General features: G+C 28.2%; 20 protein-coding genes and 1 pseudogene. 11 read left to right on the top strand and 10 right to left on the bottom strand.

The genetic code is table 11. The annotated features are described in order from the left end of the window. Positions 1–15: 15 nt before the first annotated feature. Genes Q0L44_RS06535 through Q0L44_RS06565 form a run of 7 tightly spaced genes read left to right on the top strand, consistent with a single transcriptional unit; the run spans position 16 to position 6516 of the window. Positions 16–528, top strand: coding sequence for a PH domain-containing protein (locus Q0L44_RS06535; protein WP_296636872.1), 513 nt, complete (start codon positions 16–18; stop codon positions 526–528). Next, complete coding sequence (locus tag Q0L44_RS06540) at positions 521–2023, top strand: PH domain-containing protein (RefSeq protein WP_296636875.1); 1503 nt, start codon at positions 521–523, stop codon at positions 2021–2023. Before Q0L44_RS06535 ends, Q0L44_RS06540 begins: the two co-directional genes overlap by 8 nt. Further along, positions 2014–2946: a 1,4-dihydroxy-2-naphthoate octaprenyltransferase gene (gene menA, locus Q0L44_RS06545; protein ID WP_296636878.1), complete on the top strand. Its 933-nt coding sequence runs from the start codon at positions 2014–2016 to the stop codon at positions 2944–2946. The genes Q0L44_RS06540 and menA overlap by 10 nt, the downstream gene beginning before the upstream one ends. Before the next feature lie 9 nt (positions 2947–2955). Next, entirely contained in the window at positions 2956–3471 is a 516-nt protein-coding gene (locus tag Q0L44_RS06550) for an SRPBCC family protein (protein WP_296636880.1), read from the top strand. Between the two features lie 6 nt (positions 3472–3477). Next, complete coding sequence (locus tag Q0L44_RS06555) at positions 3478–4515, top strand: o-succinylbenzoate synthase (protein WP_296636881.1); 1038 nt, start codon at positions 3478–3480, stop codon at positions 4513–4515. A gap of 1 nt (position 4516) precedes the next feature. Further along, a complete protein-coding gene (locus Q0L44_RS06560; RefSeq protein WP_296636885.1) occupies positions 4517–5428 on the top strand; it encodes a CPBP family intramembrane glutamic endopeptidase in 912 nt (303 codons plus the stop codon). A 17-nt stretch (positions 5429–5445) separates the two neighbouring features. After that, on the top strand, positions 5446–6516 hold the full coding sequence (locus tag Q0L44_RS06565) for an AMP-binding protein (RefSeq protein WP_296636886.1): 1071 nt from the start codon (positions 5446–5448) through the stop codon (positions 6514–6516). 285 nt (positions 6517–6801) lie between these two features. On the opposite strand, the gene mnmE is transcribed toward Q0L44_RS06565, so the two are convergent. The 4 genes and pseudogenes from mnmE to Q0L44_RS06580 form a co-directional block, all read right to left on the bottom strand. Then, on the bottom strand, positions 6802–8190 hold the full coding sequence (gene mnmE / locus Q0L44_RS06570) for a tRNA uridine-5-carboxymethylaminomethyl(34) synthesis GTPase MnmE (protein WP_296636888.1): 1389 nt from the start codon (positions 8188–8190) through the stop codon (positions 6802–6804). 97 nt (positions 8191–8287) lie between these two features. Further along, positions 8288–8611, bottom strand: coding sequence for a mechanosensitive ion channel family protein (locus Q0L44_RS11560; protein ID WP_366085313.1), 324 nt, complete (start codon positions 8609–8611; stop codon positions 8288–8290). Between the two features lie 24 nt (positions 8612–8635). Continuing rightward, positions 8636–8809 (bottom strand): annotated as a pseudogene (locus Q0L44_RS11565) (mechanosensitive ion channel domain-containing protein); the annotation flags it as partial. Positions 8810–8824: 15 nt separating this feature from the next. Continuing rightward, positions 8825–9139 (bottom strand): hypothetical protein, encoded by a 315-nt coding sequence (locus Q0L44_RS06580; RefSeq protein WP_296636891.1) that lies wholly within the window; start codon positions 9137–9139, stop codon positions 8825–8827. 320 nt (positions 9140–9459) lie between these two features. Between Q0L44_RS06580 and Q0L44_RS06585 the strand changes: the two genes are divergently transcribed. Beyond that, positions 9460–9798, top strand: coding sequence for a DUF4870 domain-containing protein (locus Q0L44_RS06585; protein WP_296636893.1), 339 nt, complete (start codon positions 9460–9462; stop codon positions 9796–9798). A gap of 9 nt (positions 9799–9807) precedes the next feature. On the opposite strand, the gene Q0L44_RS06590 is transcribed toward Q0L44_RS06585, so the two are convergent. Together Q0L44_RS06590 and Q0L44_RS06595 are read right to left on the bottom strand one after the other, a co-directional pair. Then, positions 9808–10242: a DUF4268 domain-containing protein gene (locus Q0L44_RS06590; protein ID WP_296636896.1), complete on the bottom strand. Its 435-nt coding sequence runs from the start codon at positions 10240–10242 to the stop codon at positions 9808–9810. A gap of 12 nt (positions 10243–10254) precedes the next feature. Beyond that, a complete protein-coding gene (locus Q0L44_RS06595) occupies positions 10255–10836 on the bottom strand; it encodes a tRNA-(ms[2]io[6]A)-hydroxylase (protein WP_296636898.1) in 582 nt (193 codons plus the stop codon). A 113-nt stretch (positions 10837–10949) separates the two neighbouring features. Here Q0L44_RS06595 and Q0L44_RS06600 point away from each other — a divergent pair, with 113 nt between their 5' ends. Together Q0L44_RS06600 and Q0L44_RS06605 are read left to right on the top strand one after the other, a co-directional pair. Continuing rightward, positions 10950–12263 carry a DEAD/DEAH box helicase gene (locus tag Q0L44_RS06600; RefSeq protein ID WP_296636900.1) on the top strand — a complete coding sequence of 438 codons (1314 nt, stop codon included), beginning with the start codon at positions 10950–10952 and terminating at the stop codon, positions 12261–12263. 114 nt (positions 12264–12377) lie between these two features. Continuing rightward, positions 12378–14210 (top strand): sodium:proton antiporter, encoded by a 1833-nt coding sequence (locus Q0L44_RS06605; protein WP_296636902.1) that lies wholly within the window; start codon positions 12378–12380, stop codon positions 14208–14210. A 30-nt stretch (positions 14211–14240) separates the two neighbouring features. Here Q0L44_RS06605 and dnaX read toward each other — a convergent pair whose 3' ends face one another. After that, positions 14241–15905, bottom strand: a complete 1665-nt coding sequence (gene dnaX / locus Q0L44_RS06610; protein ID WP_296636907.1) for a DNA polymerase III subunit gamma/tau — start codon at positions 15903–15905, stop codon at positions 14241–14243. A 225-nt stretch (positions 15906–16130) separates the two neighbouring features. Here dnaX and msrA point away from each other — a divergent pair, with 225 nt between their 5' ends. Next, positions 16131–16799, top strand: coding sequence for a peptide-methionine (S)-S-oxide reductase MsrA (gene msrA, locus Q0L44_RS06615; RefSeq protein ID WP_296636910.1), 669 nt, complete (start codon positions 16131–16133; stop codon positions 16797–16799). 16 nt (positions 16800–16815) lie between these two features. On the opposite strand, the gene Q0L44_RS06620 is transcribed toward msrA, so the two are convergent. The 3 genes from Q0L44_RS06620 to meaB form a co-directional block, all read right to left on the bottom strand. Further along, on the bottom strand, positions 16816–17541 hold the full coding sequence (locus tag Q0L44_RS06620; RefSeq protein ID WP_296636913.1) for a class I SAM-dependent methyltransferase: 726 nt from the start codon (positions 17539–17541) through the stop codon (positions 16816–16818). A 10-nt stretch (positions 17542–17551) separates the two neighbouring features. Further along, entirely contained in the window at positions 17552–19393 is a 1842-nt protein-coding gene (locus Q0L44_RS06625) for a cystathionine beta-synthase (protein ID WP_296636916.1), read from the bottom strand. A 113-nt stretch (positions 19394–19506) separates the two neighbouring features. Beyond that, positions 19507–20574, bottom strand: a complete 1068-nt coding sequence (gene meaB, locus Q0L44_RS06630) for a methylmalonyl Co-A mutase-associated GTPase MeaB (RefSeq protein WP_296636918.1) — start codon at positions 20572–20574, stop codon at positions 19507–19509. Between the last annotated feature and the right edge of the window lie 133 nt (positions 20575–20707).

Raw genomic sequence — 20707 nt, forward strand, 5'->3', positions numbered from 1 at the left:
TATAGATTACTAAAAATGTCAGAACATTTTAAAAATGAACCTGTAGCCAATTTACCTGATATTGCTACAACTCCATTTCAAAAAATTGATAGAAATTACTTTAAAGTAATTTCTATCAATTTTTTTTTAATTACACTTTTCATATGTATTGGAATATTTCTATTACAACAATTTGTTTTTTCAGAGAGTATATTACAATACAATATATATGAGTTTTTAGGAGTAATAGTTTTTAGTTCTATTTTATACACATATTTTTTTTTAGCTTTTCCAAAAAGAAAATATGCGCTGAGAGAAAAGGATATATCTTATAAATCTGGATTGTTATTTTTAAAAACAACTACAGTTCCTTTTTCAAGAATTCAACATGTAGAAACAGACGAAAAACCTATCTCTAGGATATTTAAACTTGCTTCTTTAAGTGTTTTTACAGCAGGAGATTCTAGTGACGATTTATTAATTAAAGGGATTAAAAAACAAGAGGCACTAAAAATTAAAGAATTTATTAGCTCTAAAATTAATGCATAATTCTTACACATTTACTGAGTACTCTAAACAGTCACCAAAAGGAATTTTCATCATTTATGTTGCAGAAATCTATAGAGCTATTAAGTTATTTTGGATTTTCTTATTTATTTTATTTAAAGATTTCTCAAAGTTTTCTTCTTATGGAGTAATTTATATTTACATAGGTGTAAGTTTATTGCTATTATTACTGTTTTTAAGAGCTTATTTAATCTATATAAACTTTCAATATAAAATTGAGCATCAACATTTTATTCTCAAAAAAGGCATCTTTAAAAAAACACTTGTAGAAATCCCATTTCATCGAATTCAGAATATAAATTTTAAGCAAAATATAGTTCAACAAGTTATAGGTGTTTTTGAAATTAGCATAGAAACTGCAGGTTCTAAAGACATAGAAATTGCTATAAAGGCATTATCATTAGAAAAGGCAGAGGCTTTAAAAGCAACAATTACTCAAGGTCAGAAATTGGTTAATGAAGTAGTTAAAGAAGAAGATCTAGAACCAATTGTAAAAATTAGCTTTTTCGATTTATTACGTGTAAGCCTAACAGAAAATCATCTGCAGAATTTATTTTTATTTTTTGCTATAGTAATTGGTTTCTTCAATCAAATACAGCAAATCTATGATAGTTTTGGGCAATCTGAAGCTTTAGACGGTTATATATCAGAAAGTACTAGTAATTTATCTGCGAGTGTAGTTTTGGTTGCAATTCTTGTCATTTTACTTACAGTTATTGCACTTTTGAGCTCTTTTGTAAAAGTTGTATTGATACATTTTAACTTAAGCGCATATTTAAAAGATGATGCTTTTGAAATTAATCAAGGTTTATTAACGAAGAAATCTATTGTTTTAAAAAAGCAAAAGATTCAGAATGTTACAATTTCTACGAATCCTTTAAAAAGGTTAATCGGTATTTCTTTTATCACTTTTAAACAAGCTGTAAGTGGTAAAGTAAATAATAAAAAGAAAGAAAAACTAATTCGTTTAGTAGGTTGTAAAAAGGAGCAAATAGAAATTGTAAAAAAATCAGTATTCCATGAACTCTCTGTTGAGAAAAGTGCAAAGCAGCATCCTGATTCTTATTATAAGAAAAGATTGTTTTTTTGGTCAGTTTTATTTTTATTAATTTGTTATACGGTAATTTTTTATTTTATAAATCATATAGAAGTCTTTTATTCACTTTTTGTTACCATACCAGTAACAATTTTATTGCTGTTGAAAAAGGTTAAAAAAAGATGCTATCAAATTTCTGAAGAAATGTTAATTGTTGGTAAAGGTTTGTTAGAAACCCATGTAACCTATTTAGATATTTTTAAAGTTCAGCATATAAAAATAAAGCAATCTATATTTCAAAAAAGAAGTAATGTGGCAGATTTGGTTTTACAAACTGCATCTGGAAAAATTCAAATACCTTGTATTGCTTATCAAGAAGCCATTAAAATCTATAATCATACTTTATATAAAGTAGAAACAAGTAATGCTCCATGGATGTAAAAAGTTTTATAAAAGCTGCACGTTTAAGAACTTTACCTTTATCAATTTCAGGTATTATTGTAGGCTCGTTTTTAGGAGTAAAGGTTTTAAATGGTTCACTATTAGGTGATAATAAAATGTCAATTTTAACATCTCCAATCTTTTGGTTAGCAATTTTAACTACAATTGGTTTTCAAGTACTTTCTAATTTTGCTAATGATTATGGAGATGGAGTAAAAGGTTCAGACAAAAATAGAACAGGTGAAGTAAGAATGGTTTCTAGTGGTGCAATTACTTCAAAGCAAATGAAAAATGCAATGATAGTAACCACTATTATTACCTTAATAATAGCTTTATTGTTAATCTATTATTCTTTCGGAAAAGAGAATTTTTTATATTCTTTTCTTTTCTTTGGTTTGGGTATAGCTTCAATTGCTGCTGCAATTAAATATACAGTTGGTAATTCAGCTTATGGCTACTCTGGCTTTGGAGATGTTTTTGTTTTTCTGTTTTTTGGTTTGTTAAGTGTAGTTGGGAGTTATTTTTTATTTACTAAAAATATAAACTTATTGGTTTTTTTACCAGGAATTGCAATAGGTTTATTAAGTACAGCTGTTTTAAACTTAAACAATTTAAGAGATAGAGATCAAGATAAAATCAATAACAAAAATACATTAGTGGTAAAATTGGGAAATAGTAATGCTAAAAAATATCACTATTTTTTAATTTTAGGAGCTTTAGTAATTGCTTTAAGCTATACTTACCTTAATTTTGAATCTTATTATCAGTTATTATATTTGATTGCTTTTATTCCGTTAGGAAAAAATATAATTACTGTCTCTAAAAATACAGTTCCTGCAGCATTAGATAATGAACTAAAAAAAGTTGCATTAAGCACATTTTTATTTGCTTTAATTTTCGGAATCACAAACTTTATATTTTAAAGAATATTTATGAAAACTATTAAAATAATATTAGGTATAATTACTGCTTTAGTGCTTGTCTTTTTTGCAACAGGATTGTTAGTAAAAGAAACCAATTATAGAGCTCAAGTTTCTGTCAATGAATCATTAACTGAAGTTTTTACATCATTTAATAAAACAGAAAATGTAAACAATTGGATTCCTGAAATTAAAACTGTAGAAGCTATAAATGAAAATGTAGGTAAAACAGGTAGTAGTTATAAAATCGTTTTAGATAACAAAGGGCAAGAAATTACAATGACAGAAAAAGTAATTGCTTATGTGCCCAACGAAAAAGTTACTTTATTTTTTGATGCAGAAAATATGCTTAAAAAAGACGATTATATTTTTACAGAAAATAATGGAGTTACTACTATAACACTAAATTCTAGTTGCAGAAGTGATTCTTATATTATGGCTTGTATGTTTCCATATTTTAAATCAACCCTTCAAAATCAAGATCAAGCTTATTTGAATAATTTTAAAAGTTACATAGAAAATAAATAATTTATTTTGATTAGAGCAGAATTCAAAAAATATACGTTAAATTTTAAAAATCCAAGTGGTACTTCTCGTGGAATTTTAAGAACGAAAGAAACATTTTTTATTATTTTAAATGAGAATAATAGCATTGGAATTGGAGAAACAGGTTTGTTTAGAGGTTTAAGTATAGATGATGTGCCTAATTATGAAGAAAAATTAACTTGGGCATGTAAAAACATCAACATTGGCTTAAAAAATTTACTTTTTGAACTAATCAATTATCCTTCTATTCAATTTGGCTTAGAACAAGCTTTTTTATCATTAAATAGTAATAATAAATTCGAACTTTTTCCTTCTAAGTTTACAAAAAGTGAAGAGGCTATTCCTATAAATGGTTTAGTTTGGATGGGTGATAAGTCTTTTATGAAATCTCAAATTAAAGATAAATTGGCATCTGGTTTTTCATGTATTAAAATGAAAATTGGTGCTATTGATTTTGATACTGAAATTGAATTGTTAACCACAATTCGTAAAGAGTTTTCATCTAAAGAAATTGAATTAAGAGTAGATGCAAATGGAGCATTTTTGCCAGAAAATGCCTTAGAAAAATTAAAAACCTTATCAGATTTAGATCTTCATTCTATTGAACAACCAATTAAGCAAGGCCAATTGCAAGAAATGGCAAAATTATGTGAGCAAACTCCTTTGCCAATTGCTCTAGATGAAGAATTAATAGGCGTATTTTCTGTTGATGATAAAAGAAAAGTTATTCATACTGTAAATCCTCAATACATCATATTAAAACCTAGTTTGGTTGGTGGATTTGCAGGAAGCACAGAATGGATTAATTTAGCAGAAGAGAACAATAGTGGTTGGTGGATAACATCAGCATTAGAAAGTAATATTGGCTTAAATGCAATTGCTCAATTTACCTATACTTTGCGAAGTAAATTGCCACAAGGTTTAGGAACAGGTAGTTTGTTTACAAATAATATTGAAAGTCCTTTAGAGGTTATAAAGGGAACTTTACAGTATAATAAAAATTTAGATTGGAATTTTAAGATTTAAAATGAATTATATACAGCAAGCATACAAAGGACAGTTAGGAATGTGGAAATATTTAATTATTCCTATTCTGTTTTTTGGTTTAATGGGTTTAAATTTTATGGCAATGATTTTGCTAGATTTAGATGTAGAGAAAATTATTCAAACAGAGATTGAAAATAAAGGAGCAACACGTTTTTTAATAGAAAGTTTAATTCCTTTTGCAGTTGGCTTAGTTGTTGTGTTGTTATGGACAAAATTCGTACACCAACAGTCTATCACCTCACTAACAACATCAAGAAAAAAGATTGATTGGAAAAGAGTGCTTTTTGCCTTTTTACTTTGGGGAACCATCACAACTTTTTTTTTATTGATTGATTATATTTCATCTTCCGAAAATTATCAATGGAATTTTAATTTAAGTAAGTTTTTAATTTTATTAGTAATTGCAATAGTTTTGATTCCATTGCAAACAAGTTTTGAGGAATATTTGTTTAGAGGATATTTAATGCAGGGATTAGGTGTTGCTACAAAAACTAGATGGGTTCCATTATTTTTTACTTCAATTGTATTTGGATTACTTCATATCTCTAATCCAGAAGTAAGTAAATTAGGTTATGAATTGTTAGTTTATTATATCGGAACTGGTTTTTTCTTAGGCATAATAACACTTATGGATGAAGGATTAGAACTAGCGTTAGGATTTCATGCTGCAAATAATTTATTTACAGCACTTTTAGTTACCTCTAGTTGGACAGTTTTTCAAACAGATTCAGTTTTATTAGATGTATCTGAACCAACATTAGGGGCAGACGTATACGTGCCTGTTTTTGTTATTTTTCCTTTAGTACTATTTGTTTTTTCAAAGAAATACAAATGGTCTCATTGGAAAGTGAAGCTATTTGGAGGTGTATATGAACCACAAGAAATTAAATAACTTTAACATTACATTAATTGAATTCTATAAACTTTCATAAAGATTTAAAGCTAAATGGTTATTCGTTCTCATCTAACGAAGATTTACTTCGATATGTAAAAACAATTTCTAAAGATATTGCTTTGTTTCTAGAAGAATGGTTTAATGATAAAGATTATATAATCGTAAAAACTTCTGGATCTTCAGGAGTACCAAAACACATACAACTTCATAAAAAACTTGTTGTAAACTCTGCAAAAGCTACTAGTACATATTTTGAATTACCTTCAAAAACAACAGCATTGCTATGCCTTCCTATAAATTATATCGCTGGTAAAATGATGCTTGTTAGGTCACTAACTTTAGGTTGGCATTTAGACATTGGTCTAATAAGTTCATCCCCTTTAGATCGTAATGATAAAACCTACGATTTTTCTGCAATGGTTCCTTTACAAGTAGAAAATTCTTTGCAAAATTTACATAAGATTCGAAAACTAATTGTTGGAGGAGGTAGCATTTCTAACTTATTACTTGAAAGGTTAAAAAAAAATACTGCTACACAAATTTATGAAACGTATGGTATGACTGAGACCATTACCCATATTGCAATTAAACCCATACAAAGTTCTGTTTATTCCATAAGTAAAAACAGTACTTCATATTTTAAAACACTTCCTGGTGTTACTATATATAAAGATATCAGAAACTGTTTAGTAATAAAAGCACCAGAAATTACTAAAGAGGTTGTTTTTACCAATGATGTGGTTAATTTAATATCAGATAATCAGTTTGAATGGTTAGGTCGTTTTGACAATATTATAAATTCAGGGGGAATAAAATTAAACCCTGAATACATAGAGCGTAAAATAGCTAAAATCATTTCGTATCGTTTTTTTATAGCTAGTATTTTTGACAAAAAACTTGGCGAAAAAGTAATTTTAGTAGTTGAATGTGAAAAAGAATCTTTTAATAAATTAAATTTGAACATATTTAAAGAGCTTACTAAATTTGAAACTCCTAAAAACACGTATTTTTTAAAAGAATTTATAACTACAGAAAGTGGAAAAATTCAACGAAATAAAACATTAAAACTTGTATGTTGGAGATAAAGTTAAAATAGGATCTTTTAAAGCTTTTACTGGTATTGGTTGGGTTCTATTAGCAAACGTGCCGTAGTAAATTTTAAACCTAAAATAATATTGACCATTAGTAGTTTTTATCTTAGATTTTGTTAGAGTAAATTTCATAGTTTGATACAATTTAGTGCAAATTCAAAAATTGTATCAAATTTGTACACTTATTTTGTATAAATTTACAAACAAAGTAAATTAAAATCAAACTAAATTGTTGATAATCAACTAAAATAAAAGAAAGTCAACCAAAGTCAAATAGTATTACTTTCCAATACAGAAGTTAGAAAAGATATGACCTAAAATATCTTTATCTACATCATAATCCCCAGTAATTGTTCCTAAGTGTCGTAAACATTCTCTTATATCTATCGAAAATAAATCGGTAGAAATAGCTAAATCGATTCCTTTTTGTACGCTAGAAATAGCAATTAAGGCATTGTTTAATGCTTCAAAATGGCGTGAGTTGGTAACTATAGTTTCATTATTACTTAAAGCGCCAATATTTACTAATGAAGTTAATTCGCTTTTTAGTTCATCAATACCCACTTTGTTTTTAGCGGAAAGTGGAATTAAGTTTTCGATATCTGTTTGTAAAATTTCTATTTCTTGCTGAGGTATTAAATCGGTTTTATTGGCAATTACCAGCAACTTTTTATTAGGAAAACGTTTTTTAATAGCTTCAATTTCTGCAAATCTCTTTTCTTTATTCTCGGTTTTAGCATCAATTAAAAATATAATGAGTTGTGCGTTTTCTGCCTTTTCATAAGCTTTTTTAATACCAATATTTTCTACAATATCCTTGGTTTCTCTAATACCTGCAGTATCTATAAATCTAAAAGTTACTCCTTTTATAATTAACTCATCTTCTATGGCATCTCTTGTTGTACCAGCAATATCAGATACTATTGCTTTTTCTTCATTAAGTAATGCATTTAATAAAGTAGATTTACCCACATTTGGTTCACCAATTATAGCCACAGGGATTCCATTTTTCATTGCATTACCAAATGAAAAGGAGTCTATTAATCGTTTTAAAACAAAGGTGATTTTTGCAACCAACTCTTTAAACTTTGTTCTGTCTGCAAACTCTACATCTTCTCCAGAAAAATCGAGCTCTAATTCAATTAATGCTGCAAAATCTAATAGTTGACCTCTAAGTTCTTTTAATTCATTAGAAATACCACCTCTCATTTGTTGTATAGCCGTTACATGACTTGCTTCTGAATTAGAGGCAATAACATCTGCTACTGCTTCTGCTTGAGATAAATCCATTTTCCCGTTTAAGAAAGCACGCATTGTAAACTCTCCATTGTCTGCCATTCTACAACGATTTTGTAAAAAAAGTTGAATAATTTCTTGTTGAATATAAGTAGATCCATGGCAAGAGATTTCTACTACATCTTCGCCTGTATAAGAGTTTGGATTTTTAAAAACGGAAACTAATACTTCATCTAGAATAATACCTTCATTTATAATATGCCCTAAATGTATGGTATGTGTTTTTTGTTTTATCAATTGCTTACCTTCTTTTATTGACTTAAAAAAAGAATCGACTATTGTAATGGCGTTATTTCCAGATATTCTAATTACAGAAATGGCACCAACTCCAGAAGGAGTTGCTAAAGCAATAATAGTATCGTTTTTAATCATGTTACAAAAATACATAAAGAATTTATCACATAATAAAAAAGCACAATACTTTATATATTATGCTATTTACTGGGGATTTATTGATTTATTTCAAAAATTATTTTTTTGTAATGTCTAATTTATTCGAAAACTCTAAAGTTCTTATTGGAAAAGGGATGTTTATTTTTTTCTTATCAAAAGCTTTTTTAATTTCGATAATTGCTTTGCTTTTCGCTTTTAATTTTTCTAAAGCATTTTCTGAATCTATCCAAAATCTGCATAAAAAGTTTATTGAACTATCTGCAAAATCGGTATAGTAGAATTCTACGTTTTTGTTTAACTCTTTTTGATTAAAATTACTTGTAATAACATCCTTTGTTAACCGTTCTACTTTCTCTAAATCTGCTCCATATTCCACACCACACTCTACAGAGATTCTCATTTTAGTAGTTAAAGAATAATTTTTAAATGGACTTTCTAAAATAGTTTTATTTGGAATAACCACCATGTTATTGTCTGCTTCTTTGATAACAAAGTAATTAAGATTAATATCTATAACTTCACCTGAGTAACCATTTGTTTCTATCCAATTGCCTATTCCTAAATTTTTTCTAAAAGACAATACAATACCAGATATTGTATTAGATAATGTACCTTAAAGTGCTAAACCAATAACTATTCCAGAAATACCAGCAGCAGAGATAATAGCTTTTAAAGTTTCATCGAATTTTAAAATGGTCATAGCAAAGTATAAACCCAATAAAAAAATAAAAGCAGAAACGACTCTAGAAACTAAATTTCGAACAGATTGCTGACTTATTCTTCTGCCAATAGCCTTATTCACAAAAGTACTTATTGCTCTAGAGGCAAAGTAAGAAAGAAATAAAACTACGATTGCAATTGCAATATTAGGGATGTTCTCTAAAAATAATACTTTCCAACTTTTTAATTTATCTATTATTATATTCATATTTTTTTAATTAATCTGAAGATACTTTAGCAATCTATTTTAATTCAAAAAATGTTTTATTAAAATCTATTGATGTATAACTTTGGTTTTATATAATTTTAACTATCCTATAATTAGTGTTATAGGTGTTAATTTTTGGTGTAATTTTATGTAAATTATCTTTTATATTACAAAGGTATGTGAAACAACATCTCTTTTTTAACTCTTTTGATTTTTACATTAACTCATTTAAATAATTTAAAATTAAAATTAAAATGAAGAATAACTTTTGTAACAAATTAATATCTTGTACGTCCAATCTGTAAACTAAATAACGCATTATGAAAGAGAATAAACAATTATTAGTATTAACGCATTTAAGCCAATTATTAGATTTTGTATCTGTAATTGGTGGCTTTGTAGTGCCTCTAATATTGTTGTTAACTAAAAAAGATGAGATTCTTGACATGGACGAACATGGAAAAGCCATACTAAACTTTAGAATTTCTATGTTTATATACGTTATTATATGTATACCTCTTATTTTACTATTAGGTTTAGGTATTTTAGGATTAATTGTACTTGGTTTTTCCTATTTAATTTTCCCGATTACAAATGCAATAAAAGCTAGTAATGGACAGATACCAAATTATCCTTTTTCGATAAAATTTATTAAATAATTTTTTTAATCATAAAGCCTGTTTTATAAAATCTTCATATTCATAGAAGAAAAGTTCAAACTTAGACATTTCATTTACATAGAATTCATAACAATCTCTCCAAGTGTTTTTATTGTAAATGCTAAATCTTTGTTGAAAAGGAACATAAATTCTATGTATTTGTTTACCACTTTCTAATTCGTAAGAATTGTCAAAAATTACATCTGGCATTTCATTTTCAAGTAATGTTTTTAAAGAAAGTAATTGGTCAAAAAGCAATTCGTTTGCAATTGCTTCTGGATGCTCTATATCTAAGCAAACCATTGCTTTTTTTCTGTCAGCCACAAACTTAAAAGCAAATCCTTTTATTTTAGTATTGTATAATAACCATTTTCTAGGAAAAGATTTCCCAAAACTAGTCCAAAATAATTTACGAAGTTGTGCAGCTTCTTCTTTAGAAAACATTTTTTTAAGAGTTTAACCGTGAATTTTAGCTAAATGGCCTCTTTCTTTCATCATTTCTGCTTCAAAAGCCAAAAGTGCTACCCATTTCTTGTCTACTATTTCCCTATCTTGGTGTTTTCTAGCTAATTGTAAAAAAGTGGTGTAGTGGTTGGCTTCTGAAATCATTAAATTTTTATAGAACTTTTTCAATTCTTCGTCTTCCATATTTTCAGAAAACACTTTAAAACGTTCACAACTTCTAGCCTCTATTAAAGCTGCAACTAATAGACGTTGCACTAAAGCATCTGTTCTGTTTTTAGTTTTGGGAAAAAACTTTTGCAAACGAACGGCATAATCATTCTTTTGTTCTCTTCCTAAAACCATTCCTCTTTTTACCATTAATAAATGAACCATTTTAAAATGCTGCATTTCTTCTATGGCAATGTTACTCATTTCTTTAACAAGTTCAGTTTCTTCAGAATAATTAATAATGATGGATACTGCATTAGATGCTGCTTTTTGCTCTAAAAAAGCATGATCTGTTAATATTTGTTGCAAGTTAACTTTAGCTATTTCTGCCCAAGAAGTTTCTGTTTCAAATTGTAAGCCTAACATAATTTGTATTTAAGATTACAAAAGTAAAAAATATAAAGCCTTTTTTGGCAAAAGAGATACTATCTTTGGCAAGAATTTATAAGACATCTTCATTTCGATCAACACTTACAATTATGGCAAATAATATTAAAAATCAAGAAGAAATTTTAGCTAAGCTAAATATTTATGAATTAAATGAAATGCAAAATGAAGCCATTAAGGTTATCGAAAAAACTAATAATGCTGTTATACTTAGTCCAACAGGAACAGGTAAAACTTTAGCTTTTTTACTGCCTACTTTAAAAATGATTGATGTTGATAATGATAATATCCAAACTTTAATTTTAGTGCCTTCTAGAGAATTGGCTATACAAATAGAGCAAGTTATTAGAGAAATGGGAACTGGTTTTAAAGTTAATGCTGTTTATGGAGGAAGATCTATGGCAAAAGATAAAATAGAATTAAAACATATTCCAAGTATTTTAATTGGAACTCCAGGTAGAATTTCTGATCATTTTGCAAATGATAGATTTTCTAAGGAAAGTATAAAAACGTTAATTTTAGATGAATTTGATAAGTCTTTAGAAGTTGGTTTTGAGTACGAAATGAGAGGTATTATAAATCAGCTTCCCAATTTAGAAAACAGAATTTTAACCTCTGCTACTCAAGAAACTGAAATTCCTGATTTTGTTGGTTTAAGCAATGCAAAAATTTTAAACTATTTAACAGGAAAAAAATCTAAGAAATTAGACATAAAGATTGTTACTTCTAATACTAAAAATAAAAACCAAACTTTAGTTGATTTACTAAAACATATAGGAAACAATCCAGGTATTATTTTTTGTAATCTAAAAAGTACTATTGAAGAAGTAAGTGACTATCTTACTAAAAACAAATTAACTCATAGTTGTTTTTCTGGAGGAATGGAGCAAAGAGATCGTGAGCGTTCTTTAATTAAATTCAGAAATGGAACAAGTCAAATTTTAGTAGCTACAGATTTGGCTGCAAGAGGAATAGATATTCCTGAAGTTAAATATATTATTCATTATGAATTACCTCAAAGAGTAGAGGAGTTTACCCATAGAAATGGAAGAACTGCAAGAGTAAATGCTAAAGGAACTGCTTACGTTTTAAAATGGGAGAAAGAACAATTATCATCGTTTATAAAAGGAGCAACCAATGCAAATATTACTACTCAACAAAGAATAAAACCCATTTATTGGGAAACTTTATTTATTTCTGGAGGTAGAAAAGACAAAATTTCAAAAGGAGATATTGCTGGTTTGTTTTTTAAAAAAGGGAATTTAACTAAAGATCAATTGGGTGTTATTGAGTTAAAACAAGATTGTGCTTTTGTAGCTGTCCCAAAAAAAAAAGCTATGGAATTAGTAGAGCAATTAAACAATGTTTATTTAAAAAAGAAGAAAGTGCGTATTTTTTTAGTATAAGTATTTTTATGTTTCTTTTTTAAGTTAAAAAAGTGTATTTTCAATTTTTAAAAGGAAATTAATTTTTATACAATAAATCTTTATTTTTCTTTTTTTAATGCAAAAAATTAAAACATGTTAGAATTAGCAGGTATTATTATCTTAGGAATATTAGCACAGTGGTTTGCTTGGAAATTTAAAATTCCTGCAATTTTACCATTAATTTTAATTGGATTACTTGTTGGACCTTTAGCTGCTGAGTATTTTAGTGAAGATGATTCTAAATGGATAGAGCCTATATGGAATGGGAAGAAAGGACTATTTCCAGGAGATTATTTATATTATTTTGTTTCTTTAGCTATTAGTATTATCCTTTTTGAAGGGGGGTTAACTTTAAAACGAAACGAGATTAGTAATGTAGGCCCTGTAATAACAAAGCTTATTACTCTAGGTTCTGCAGTTACCTTTTTTGGAGCAGCTATTATAACACATTATATATTTCAATTAGGATGGGAAATTTCATTTTTATTTTCTGGTTTAATTATTGTAACCGGTCCTACTGTAATTACACCAATATTAAGAAATATTCCTCTTAAAAAAGATATTAGTACTGTTTTAAAATGGGAAGGAATTTTAATAGATCCTATTGGAGCATTAGTTGCAGTATTGGTTTTTGAATTTATAAGCGTTGGAGGCCAAGGAGGGTTTACTAAAACTGCTTTAATTGAGTTTGGTAAAATCTTATTATTTGGTACAACCTTTGGTTTTACTTTTGCTCATGCATTGGCTTACGCGATCAATAAAAAATTAATTCCACATTATTTATTAAATGTTGTTTCTTTATCTGCTGTTTTGCTGGTCTTTGTAGAATCGGAAGTATTTGCTCACGAATCAGGTTTATTAGCGGTAGTAGTTATGGGAATGGTTCTAGGAAACAGTAAGGTAAATAATTTAAAAGAATTACTTTATTTTAAAGAGTCCTTAAGTGTTTTACTAATTTCTATTCTATTTATTTTACTTGCAGCAAACATAAATATGGATCAGTTATTATTGCTTTACACTTGGAAAACTGCTGCTTTGTTTGCTTTAGTTGTTTTTATTTTAAGACCATTAGCTGTTTTTTTAAGTACTACAAATTCCAAATTAAAATTTAATGAAAAACTTTTTATTAGTTGGGTAGGACCTAGAGGTATTGTAGCAGCTGGTATTGCTTCTTTATTTGGAAGTAAATTGTTAAAACAAGGAATTGCTGGAGCAGAGTATATAACACCTCTAGTATTTATGATTGTATTAGGAACCGTACTTTTAAATGCTACAACAGCAAGATTATTTGCTAAAATAGTAGGTGTTTTTCTTAAAAGTTCTAATGCTATTTTAATTGTTGGAGCTTCTAATCCTGCGCGTGTTATCGCTAGTTTTTTAAAGCAAAAAGGAAAACGAGTTGTAATTATAGATTCTAACGAAAATTTTATAAAGCAAGCAATAGAGGAAGATTTAGAAGCCTTAGCTGTTAATATTTATGATGATGAGCTAAGAGACAACATAGAATTAAATGATGTAGGTTACTTAATAGCAATTACTGGAAATGATGCTGTAAATTCGTATGCATTAAATAGTTTTTCTGAGGAGTTTGGAGAACATGGAGCCTTTAGATTGGCTTCATCCTTAGAAGTCTCGAATGCAACAGATGAAGAAAGAAAGCACTTTTTCACCCCCAAGGATGATTATATTAATCTAAGTGAAGCTTATAGAGAAAGTCCTACAATAAAGGAAGTGAAAATTGCATCTAAAGAAGCCTATCATTCTCTATTAAGTACTTTAGCCACTGAAGAAAAATCAATTCCATTATTTATCCAAAATAATAAAGGCATATACCTTATTACAGAGTTTGAGCAGCAAGGTTTTGAGATTAAAGATGTAACACTTTCTTATTTGGGAAAAGAAATTGATTCTTTACCTAGTAGTTAAATTCAAAATATTTCTTTAATATTCTGAAAATTACAATTCCAATTCAAATGTTTGTCTTAATTTCTCTAACAAAGGATTTTTTTTAACTAAAACTTTGAATTTTCCTGAAGAACCATACGCTTTTTTCTCTTCTATTGTCTTGTCAATAATTATGTTTATACGAATACCATAATTATTTAAAGATTCTCGTAAAAACTTTATAAAAGCATATTTGCCTTCTTTAAAGTGATCTTCAATTAATGTGCTTGGTAAATTCAATTGAATCACAAAACTAGGTAATAATTTAGGTGTACTAACACCTAGTGCTGTTGCCATATTATTCTCTCCTTTGTCAATCATTTTTTTATGGTACTCTTTCCAAGATTTTTCTAGTTGATCTTGCGTAAAAACTGTTTTAGGGTGTTTGTCAAAATTTTCTTCTACAACACGTTTCTTAACTTCTTTTTTCTGGTGTATACTTTTTAAAGATAATGAAGATGATCTTTTTAGTGCAGATTTTAGAACAGGTTTTTCTTCAGCAACCTTTAATTTAAGGTTATTGTTTAAATCAGTTGTTTTAACTATTTGTTTTTTAGGTGATAAAGATTGAAAAAAAGTAGCGGGAATTATATAGTTAGTTGACTTTTTTTTTTCTCCATCAAAAGTGATAGAGGCAATTTGCATTAAAGTAAGTTCTACCAGCAACCGTTGGTTTTTACTCGCTCTATAACTTAAGTCACATTCATTTGCTTTATCAATAGCCTGCATTAAAAAAGGAATATTTGCCTTAGTTGCTTGTTCTAAATACTTCTTTTTAGTAGTATCACCAACTTCTAATAAAGCAACAGTGGCTTTATCTTTTGCTACCAATAAATCTCTAAAATGACTTGCTAAACCATTTATAAAATGATGCCCTTCAAAACCTTTGCTTAAAATAGTATTAAAAGCATTTAAAACATCAGGAATTTTATTTTCTAACAATAAACTTGTCATGTTAAAATACGTTTCATAATCTAAAACGTTCAAGTTTTCTGTTACAGCCTCTCTAGTTAATTCTTTACCAGAAAAGCTTACAACTCTATCAAAAATAGATAAGGCATCTCTCATTGCTCCATCTGCTTTCTGAGCTATAATGTGCAAAGCATCATCATCTGCTGTAATATTTTCTTTCTCACTAATTCTATTTAAATAGTTTTTGGCATCTAAAACACCAATTCTTTTAAAATCAAAAATTTGACAACGAGATAATATTGTAGGAATAATTTTGTGTTTCTCAGTGGTTGCTAAAATAAAAATAGCATGAGCAGGTGGTTCTTCTAATGTTTTTAAGAACGCGTTAAAAGCAGCTTGAGAAAGCATGTGTACCTCATCAATAATATATACTTTATACTTACCAGTTTGTGGTGGTATACGAACTTGGTCTGTTAGACTTCTTATATCATCTACAGAATTGTTAGAAGCAGCATCCAATTCAAAAATGTTAAAAGCAAAATCTTCATCTTCAGAACTTTCTACTTCTTGCTGATTTATTCTCTTAGCTAAAATTCTTGCACACGATGTTTTTCCAACTCCTCTAGGACCTGTAAATAACAAAGCTTGTGCTAAATGATTGTTTTTTATAGCATTCTCTAATGTATTCGTTATGGCTTGTTGTCCAACAACGTCCTCAAAGTTTTGAGGCCTATACTTACGTGCAGAAACTATAAAATGCTCCATGAATTTGTCTAATTTTATTAACAAAAGTAACTATCTAATCCGTTTTTTACAATAAGGTTTCTTAACAATATGCTAAAGTTGTAAACAAACTGTATGAACCTTCAGGTTTTAACGACTATTTTTGTAATTCGATTTTTTTATCGAGTTAAAAGTTCAGAAATTTGTACCAAGAATTTTTAGTTTGTTCTTGGTGCAAGTTTTAATTTAAAAAAAGAATTTAATCATATGAAATTTTACAAAGTATTTTTTTCAGTTGCATTTTCCTTATTACTTTTTTCTTGCCTAGGTTTTTCTAAAAAAGATTCCAAAACCAACAATAGTGGTAAGATTACTAAAAATTACATGCCTCCTAAAGATACAAAAGTTGCTTATTTTGCAAGTGGATGTTTTTGGTGTGTAGAAGCTATTTTTGAGAGTGTAGAAGGAGTAGAAGAGGCTATTTCTGGTTATGCAGGTGGACATACTAAAAATCCAACATATGAAAGTAGTAATACAGGTAAAACTGGTCATGCAGAATCAGTTGCTGTATATTATAATCCAGATTTGGTTTCTTTTGAAACTTTAGTAACTGTATTTTTTGGTTCTCATAATCCTACTACTATAAATGGACAGCATCCAGATTATGGATCTCAATATAGGTCTATCGCCTTTTATAGCACAGATGAAGAAAAACAAATAATTGAAACAAAAATTGACGAACTAAATAAATCTACCTATAACAATCAAATTGTGACTCAAGTTACTAAGCACACTAAGTTTTATGAGGCTGAGGAATATCATCAAAATTTTGAAAAAAGAAATCCAAATCAGCCTTATATTAAAGCGGTCTCTGTGCCTAGATTGAATAAATTTAAAAAGAGGTTTCCTGAGTTATTAAAAAAGGGAAGTCACTAAATATACCTTGGCAATATTATTGTTTGCTAAAAATCATGCAATGTTGCCAAGGTAAATTACCTATATTTTTATCTAGCTTAAAACCAGCAGCTTCTAGTTCTTTAATAGCTTGCTTTTCACTCATTTTATGAATGGTTTTAATGGGTACAAACGTATCTTCCATTCTGTATTCTATCAAATAGATTTTTCCATCCGATTTTAAAGCTTTTTTAATGGATAAAATCATTTCTTTAGGATAACTAAATTCATGATAAACATCTACCATTAAAACTTTATCGAATGTGTTTTCGGGTAAGTTTACCGATTTTTTATCTCCTTGAACAAGTTCTATGTTGGTATATTTTTCAAACTTCGGATTTCTTAAAATAGCATTCAACATTTCTGTCTGAATATCTATAGCATATACAGCACCTTCATAATTTAAAGGTGCCATTTTAAAAACATGATAACCTGAACCAGCACCAATATCTGCAATGACGTCAGTCGTTTTTATATTCATATTTTTAATTAACTTAGACGTATTCTCCTCTTTTTCACGAGAAGAACGTTCTAACCAATTAATACCTTCATAACCCATTACATAAGCAATTTCTCTACCTAAATACCATTTTCCAATGCCATTAAAATCACCTTTTTTGTAAGTATAATCTTTATTTTGGTTCTCTTCAACTTGCCCAAAACTTGAAAAAGTTCCACCAATTGATAAAAAGCAAAGCAATGTGATTGAATAGAATTTTTTCATGAATTATAAATTATAATGAGTTTACAAAATCGGTAAATACTTTTTTATGTAATTCTAAATCTAAATTTGGTGATAAAGAAGCACGAACAATATAGTCTTTGTCTCCTTCTTTGGTTGTACCTTGGGTAGAAGTAGCAGGAATTGTCCAATAACAACCTTTTAATTGACCATAACTAACACAGAATTTACTTTCTTTAGGAATTTCTGTAATCATTAAATTAATCAATTTTAAATTCAATTCTCTTTTATAGGCTTCTTTTTCTGCTGCTGAATTTCCTTTTGTTGGTAAATCTAGAGAGAAAACAGAAGGAGTGAAACCTTGCTCTGCTAATTCTTCAGAAACAAAATTAATTTTCGCATTTGGAAGTACAGTTTCTATAAAGGTTACAAACTCCCTAGTATTTTTATATGCTTCAGATATTCTAGAAACCATACTAGGTAATAGTTCATCTAAAATATCATATTGTTGCTTTGTAGCTTCATTATCACACAACGTTAAATGATGCTCAATTTTCTGCATCACATCTTTTGCTTTATCATTAGAAACACAATAGCCAGCTGTACATTTTCCTCCACTTGGAAATTTAGAGCCACTTGCATAAGAAATACTTCTGCACGTAGATAAAATTTCTCCTTCGCCTAAAAACTGATAATTAGGGCAAAAAGTTTGATCTAATATAAAAAGAGCATCAATGGCAACTTCTCCAGAACTAGTTTTACGCTCTTTAGTTAAAACTGATTTTAAATCATCAAGGTTTGGAACTTCAACCCTTGGATTTGTAGGGATTTCTGCTATAATATAAGGCACAGCATTTTCTTTAGCAATTTCATCTAAAATACGATCTATACTAGAAACCATATCATTTTCTCCATCTACAGGTAAATCTACTACCTCAATATTTGGGTCTAAGGCAGCAACTCTTCTTGCTTGGTCATTTGTGCCTCCATAACAATTTGGAGGAACAATAAATTTTATGGCTTTATTTTTATGATTTTGCTTGGCATCATCTACTAAGCCCATAATAATTGCATATTGAATAGACAAACCACTAGAACCAACTAAAGGCGTAGTTTTTGTACCTGTAATTTTTTTAATAATTTTCTGAACATCCTTTTTAGAATTACTATTTGTAGTAATTTTATTTTGATCAGTATTACCTAAAAACTTGTTTAGTGCTAGAAGTGAATTTAGAGGTGTCATTGCAACACTTTCTCTTCTTCTTACATGTTGAATTTCTGAAGTATAAGTTTTGTTCTGCTCTCCATTTACTAATAAAACACTACCTAAATTAGTATAGGTATTTACATAAAAATCTATATTTTTATTCAAATTAAATGCTCTGAATTCCTCTTTATCAGAAATAAAAATGTTACTGTTAGCTGATCCTTTTATCTCACTTTCATCTTTGATAAGATTAGTTGTGAAATTATAACCATAAACCTTACTTAATGTATCAAAATCAATTGAATTGTATTTTGAGTTGGTATAGTTAATAGTAGTGTTTTTATTTTCTAATAGATTTTTTCTTAATACTGCTAGAATAGGCATTGTAATAGATGAAAAACTGATTACTTCATCTGGATGTAAATCATTAAACTTACTTAAAACCCATTCTAAAACACAAGATAAAGGGTGCCCTAAACGTATATAATCATAGGCTGTAGGTAAGTTGGCTAATACTTCTACAGTTGTATTATTTTTAAGGTAAAGTGCTTCGAATTGTGCTAAAAATTCACTTTTAGCAAGAGATTCATTATAAATATCAAGCCTATGTGTGGTTAAATTTACCCAATCTTTAGGCATATTATGTACAACTTGAGCTATAAATTCTTTTATATTTTGATGTGTCATAAGTTTAAAAACTTCTTTAGAATATGAACCCTATTCTAAAAATGATAAAAATAGTTTCGTATTCATTTTCATACAAAACTATATACTTTGTGGTCGAAAACCAACCAAAATAATTACAAATTTAATAATCTTTTTGCAGCATTAAATGGAGTTGTTTTTCCATTTTTAAGATTTATAATTTCTTTTGTTAACTCACTGTTTATAGTAGGATTGTTATAGAAATTATCCTTTAGTTGTTGGTTAATAGTAGAAAGTAACCAAAACGTATTTTGCTCGTTTCTTTTTTCGTTAAAATAATTATTACTTTTAGTAAGTTTTACATACTCTGCAATCATTTCATCTACCTTATCTATGTTTAAATTTTGCAAAGCACTTGCTGTTAAAACCTTAGGTTGCCATTTACTATCTTTTAAAGGATACAAATGTAAAGCTCTATTAAATTCAACTTTAGCAATATTGGCATTTTTAGCATTATCACCATCAGCCTTATTAATAACAATGGCATCAGCCATTTCTATAATTCCTCTTTTAATTCCCTGTAATTCATCTCCTGCACCAGCTAATTTTAGTAACAAGAAGAAATCTACCATAGAATGAACCACAGTCTCTGACTGACCAACGCCAACAGTTTCAATGATAATCGTATTAAAACCAGCTGCTTCACATAAGATTATAGATTCTCTTGTTTTTTGAGCAACACCTCCTAAAGAAGTTCCTGAAGGTGAAGGTCTAATAAACGCATTTTTATCTGTGACCAATTGTTCCATTCTAGTCTTATCACCTAAAATAGAGCCCTTATTTATAGAACTACTTGGGTCTACAGCCAATACAGCCACCTTATTTCCTTTACTAGTTAAATGTTTACCAAAAGCTTCTATAAATGTACTCTTACCAACACCAGGTACACCTGTAACACCTATTCTTACAGAGTTATTTGCATGGGGTAAACATCTTTCTAGAATCTCGTTTGCTTTCTTTTGATGATTAGCATTTGTGCTTTCTACTAAAGTAATGGCTTTACTTAATAAAGTTATATTTCCTTTTAGAATTTGAGTAACATATTCATCAACAGAATTTCTTTTAGTTCTATTGATTTTAATTTTTTCTGCACTAGAAATATTGGTAATTTCTGGCTTAGAAATCCCCTCTTTTTCTTGTAATGCAGATTGTTTTTTATTCATTGTAAAAGCTAATATGTAAATTTAAAGATAAATTTTAGAACGTTTTGCAACAACCTTAAAATCATTACTTAAAATTATATTTTTTTAAAGCAATTATATAATTTTATTGATATTGTATATGTTTATTTTAAAA

This window comes from Polaribacter sp. (assembly GCF_024639685.1).
Taxonomy (GTDB): domain Bacteria; phylum Bacteroidota; class Bacteroidia; order Flavobacteriales; family Flavobacteriaceae; genus Polaribacter.

Bases quoted from the DNA above. Each gene is read 5' to 3' on its own strand.
- mnmE (WP_296636888.1), bottom strand. From the start codon at position 8,190: ATGATTAAAAACGATACTATTATTGCTTTAGCAACTCCTTCTGGAGTT.
- Q0L44_RS06600 (WP_296636900.1), top strand. From the start codon at position 10,950: ATGGCAAATAATATTAAAAATCAAGAAGAAATTTTAGCTAAGCTAAAT.
- Q0L44_RS11560 (WP_366085313.1), bottom strand. From the start codon at position 8,611: ATGAGAATCTCTGTAGAGTGTGGTGTGGAATATGGAGCAGATTTAGAG.
- Q0L44_RS06585 (WP_296636893.1), top strand. From the start codon at position 9,460: ATGAAAGAGAATAAACAATTATTAGTATTAACGCATTTAAGCCAATTA.
- Q0L44_RS06595 (WP_296636898.1), bottom strand. From the start codon at position 10,836: ATGTTAGGCTTACAATTTGAAACAGAAACTTCTTGGGCAGAAATAGCT.
- Q0L44_RS06535 (WP_296636872.1), top strand. From the start codon at position 16: ATGTCAGAACATTTTAAAAATGAACCTGTAGCCAATTTACCTGATATT.
- msrA (WP_296636910.1), top strand. From the start codon at position 16,131: ATGAAATTTTACAAAGTATTTTTTTCAGTTGCATTTTCCTTATTACTT.
- Q0L44_RS06560 (WP_296636885.1), top strand. From the start codon at position 4,517: ATGAATTATATACAGCAAGCATACAAAGGACAGTTAGGAATGTGGAAA.
- Q0L44_RS06550 (WP_296636880.1), top strand. From the start codon at position 2,956: ATGAAAACTATTAAAATAATATTAGGTATAATTACTGCTTTAGTGCTT.
- Q0L44_RS06590 (WP_296636896.1), bottom strand. From the start codon at position 10,242: ATGTTTTCTAAAGAAGAAGCTGCACAACTTCGTAAATTATTTTGGACT.
- menA (WP_296636878.1), top strand. From the start codon at position 2,014: ATGGATGTAAAAAGTTTTATAAAAGCTGCACGTTTAAGAACTTTACCT.
- Q0L44_RS06620 (WP_296636913.1), bottom strand. From the start codon at position 17,541: ATGAAAAAATTCTATTCAATCACATTGCTTTGCTTTTTATCAATTGGT.
- dnaX (WP_296636907.1), bottom strand. From the start codon at position 15,905: ATGGAGCATTTTATAGTTTCTGCACGTAAGTATAGGCCTCAAAACTTT.
- Q0L44_RS06605 (WP_296636902.1), top strand. From the start codon at position 12,378: ATGTTAGAATTAGCAGGTATTATTATCTTAGGAATATTAGCACAGTGG.
- meaB (WP_296636918.1), bottom strand. From the start codon at position 20,574: ATGAATAAAAAACAATCTGCATTACAAGAAAAAGAGGGGATTTCTAAG.
- Q0L44_RS06625 (WP_296636916.1), bottom strand. From the start codon at position 19,393: ATGACACATCAAAATATAAAAGAATTTATAGCTCAAGTTGTACATAAT.
- Q0L44_RS06580 (WP_296636891.1), bottom strand. From the start codon at position 9,139: ATGAATATAATAATAGATAAATTAAAAAGTTGGAAAGTATTATTTTTA.
- Q0L44_RS06540 (WP_296636875.1), top strand. From the start codon at position 521: ATGCATAATTCTTACACATTTACTGAGTACTCTAAACAGTCACCAAAA.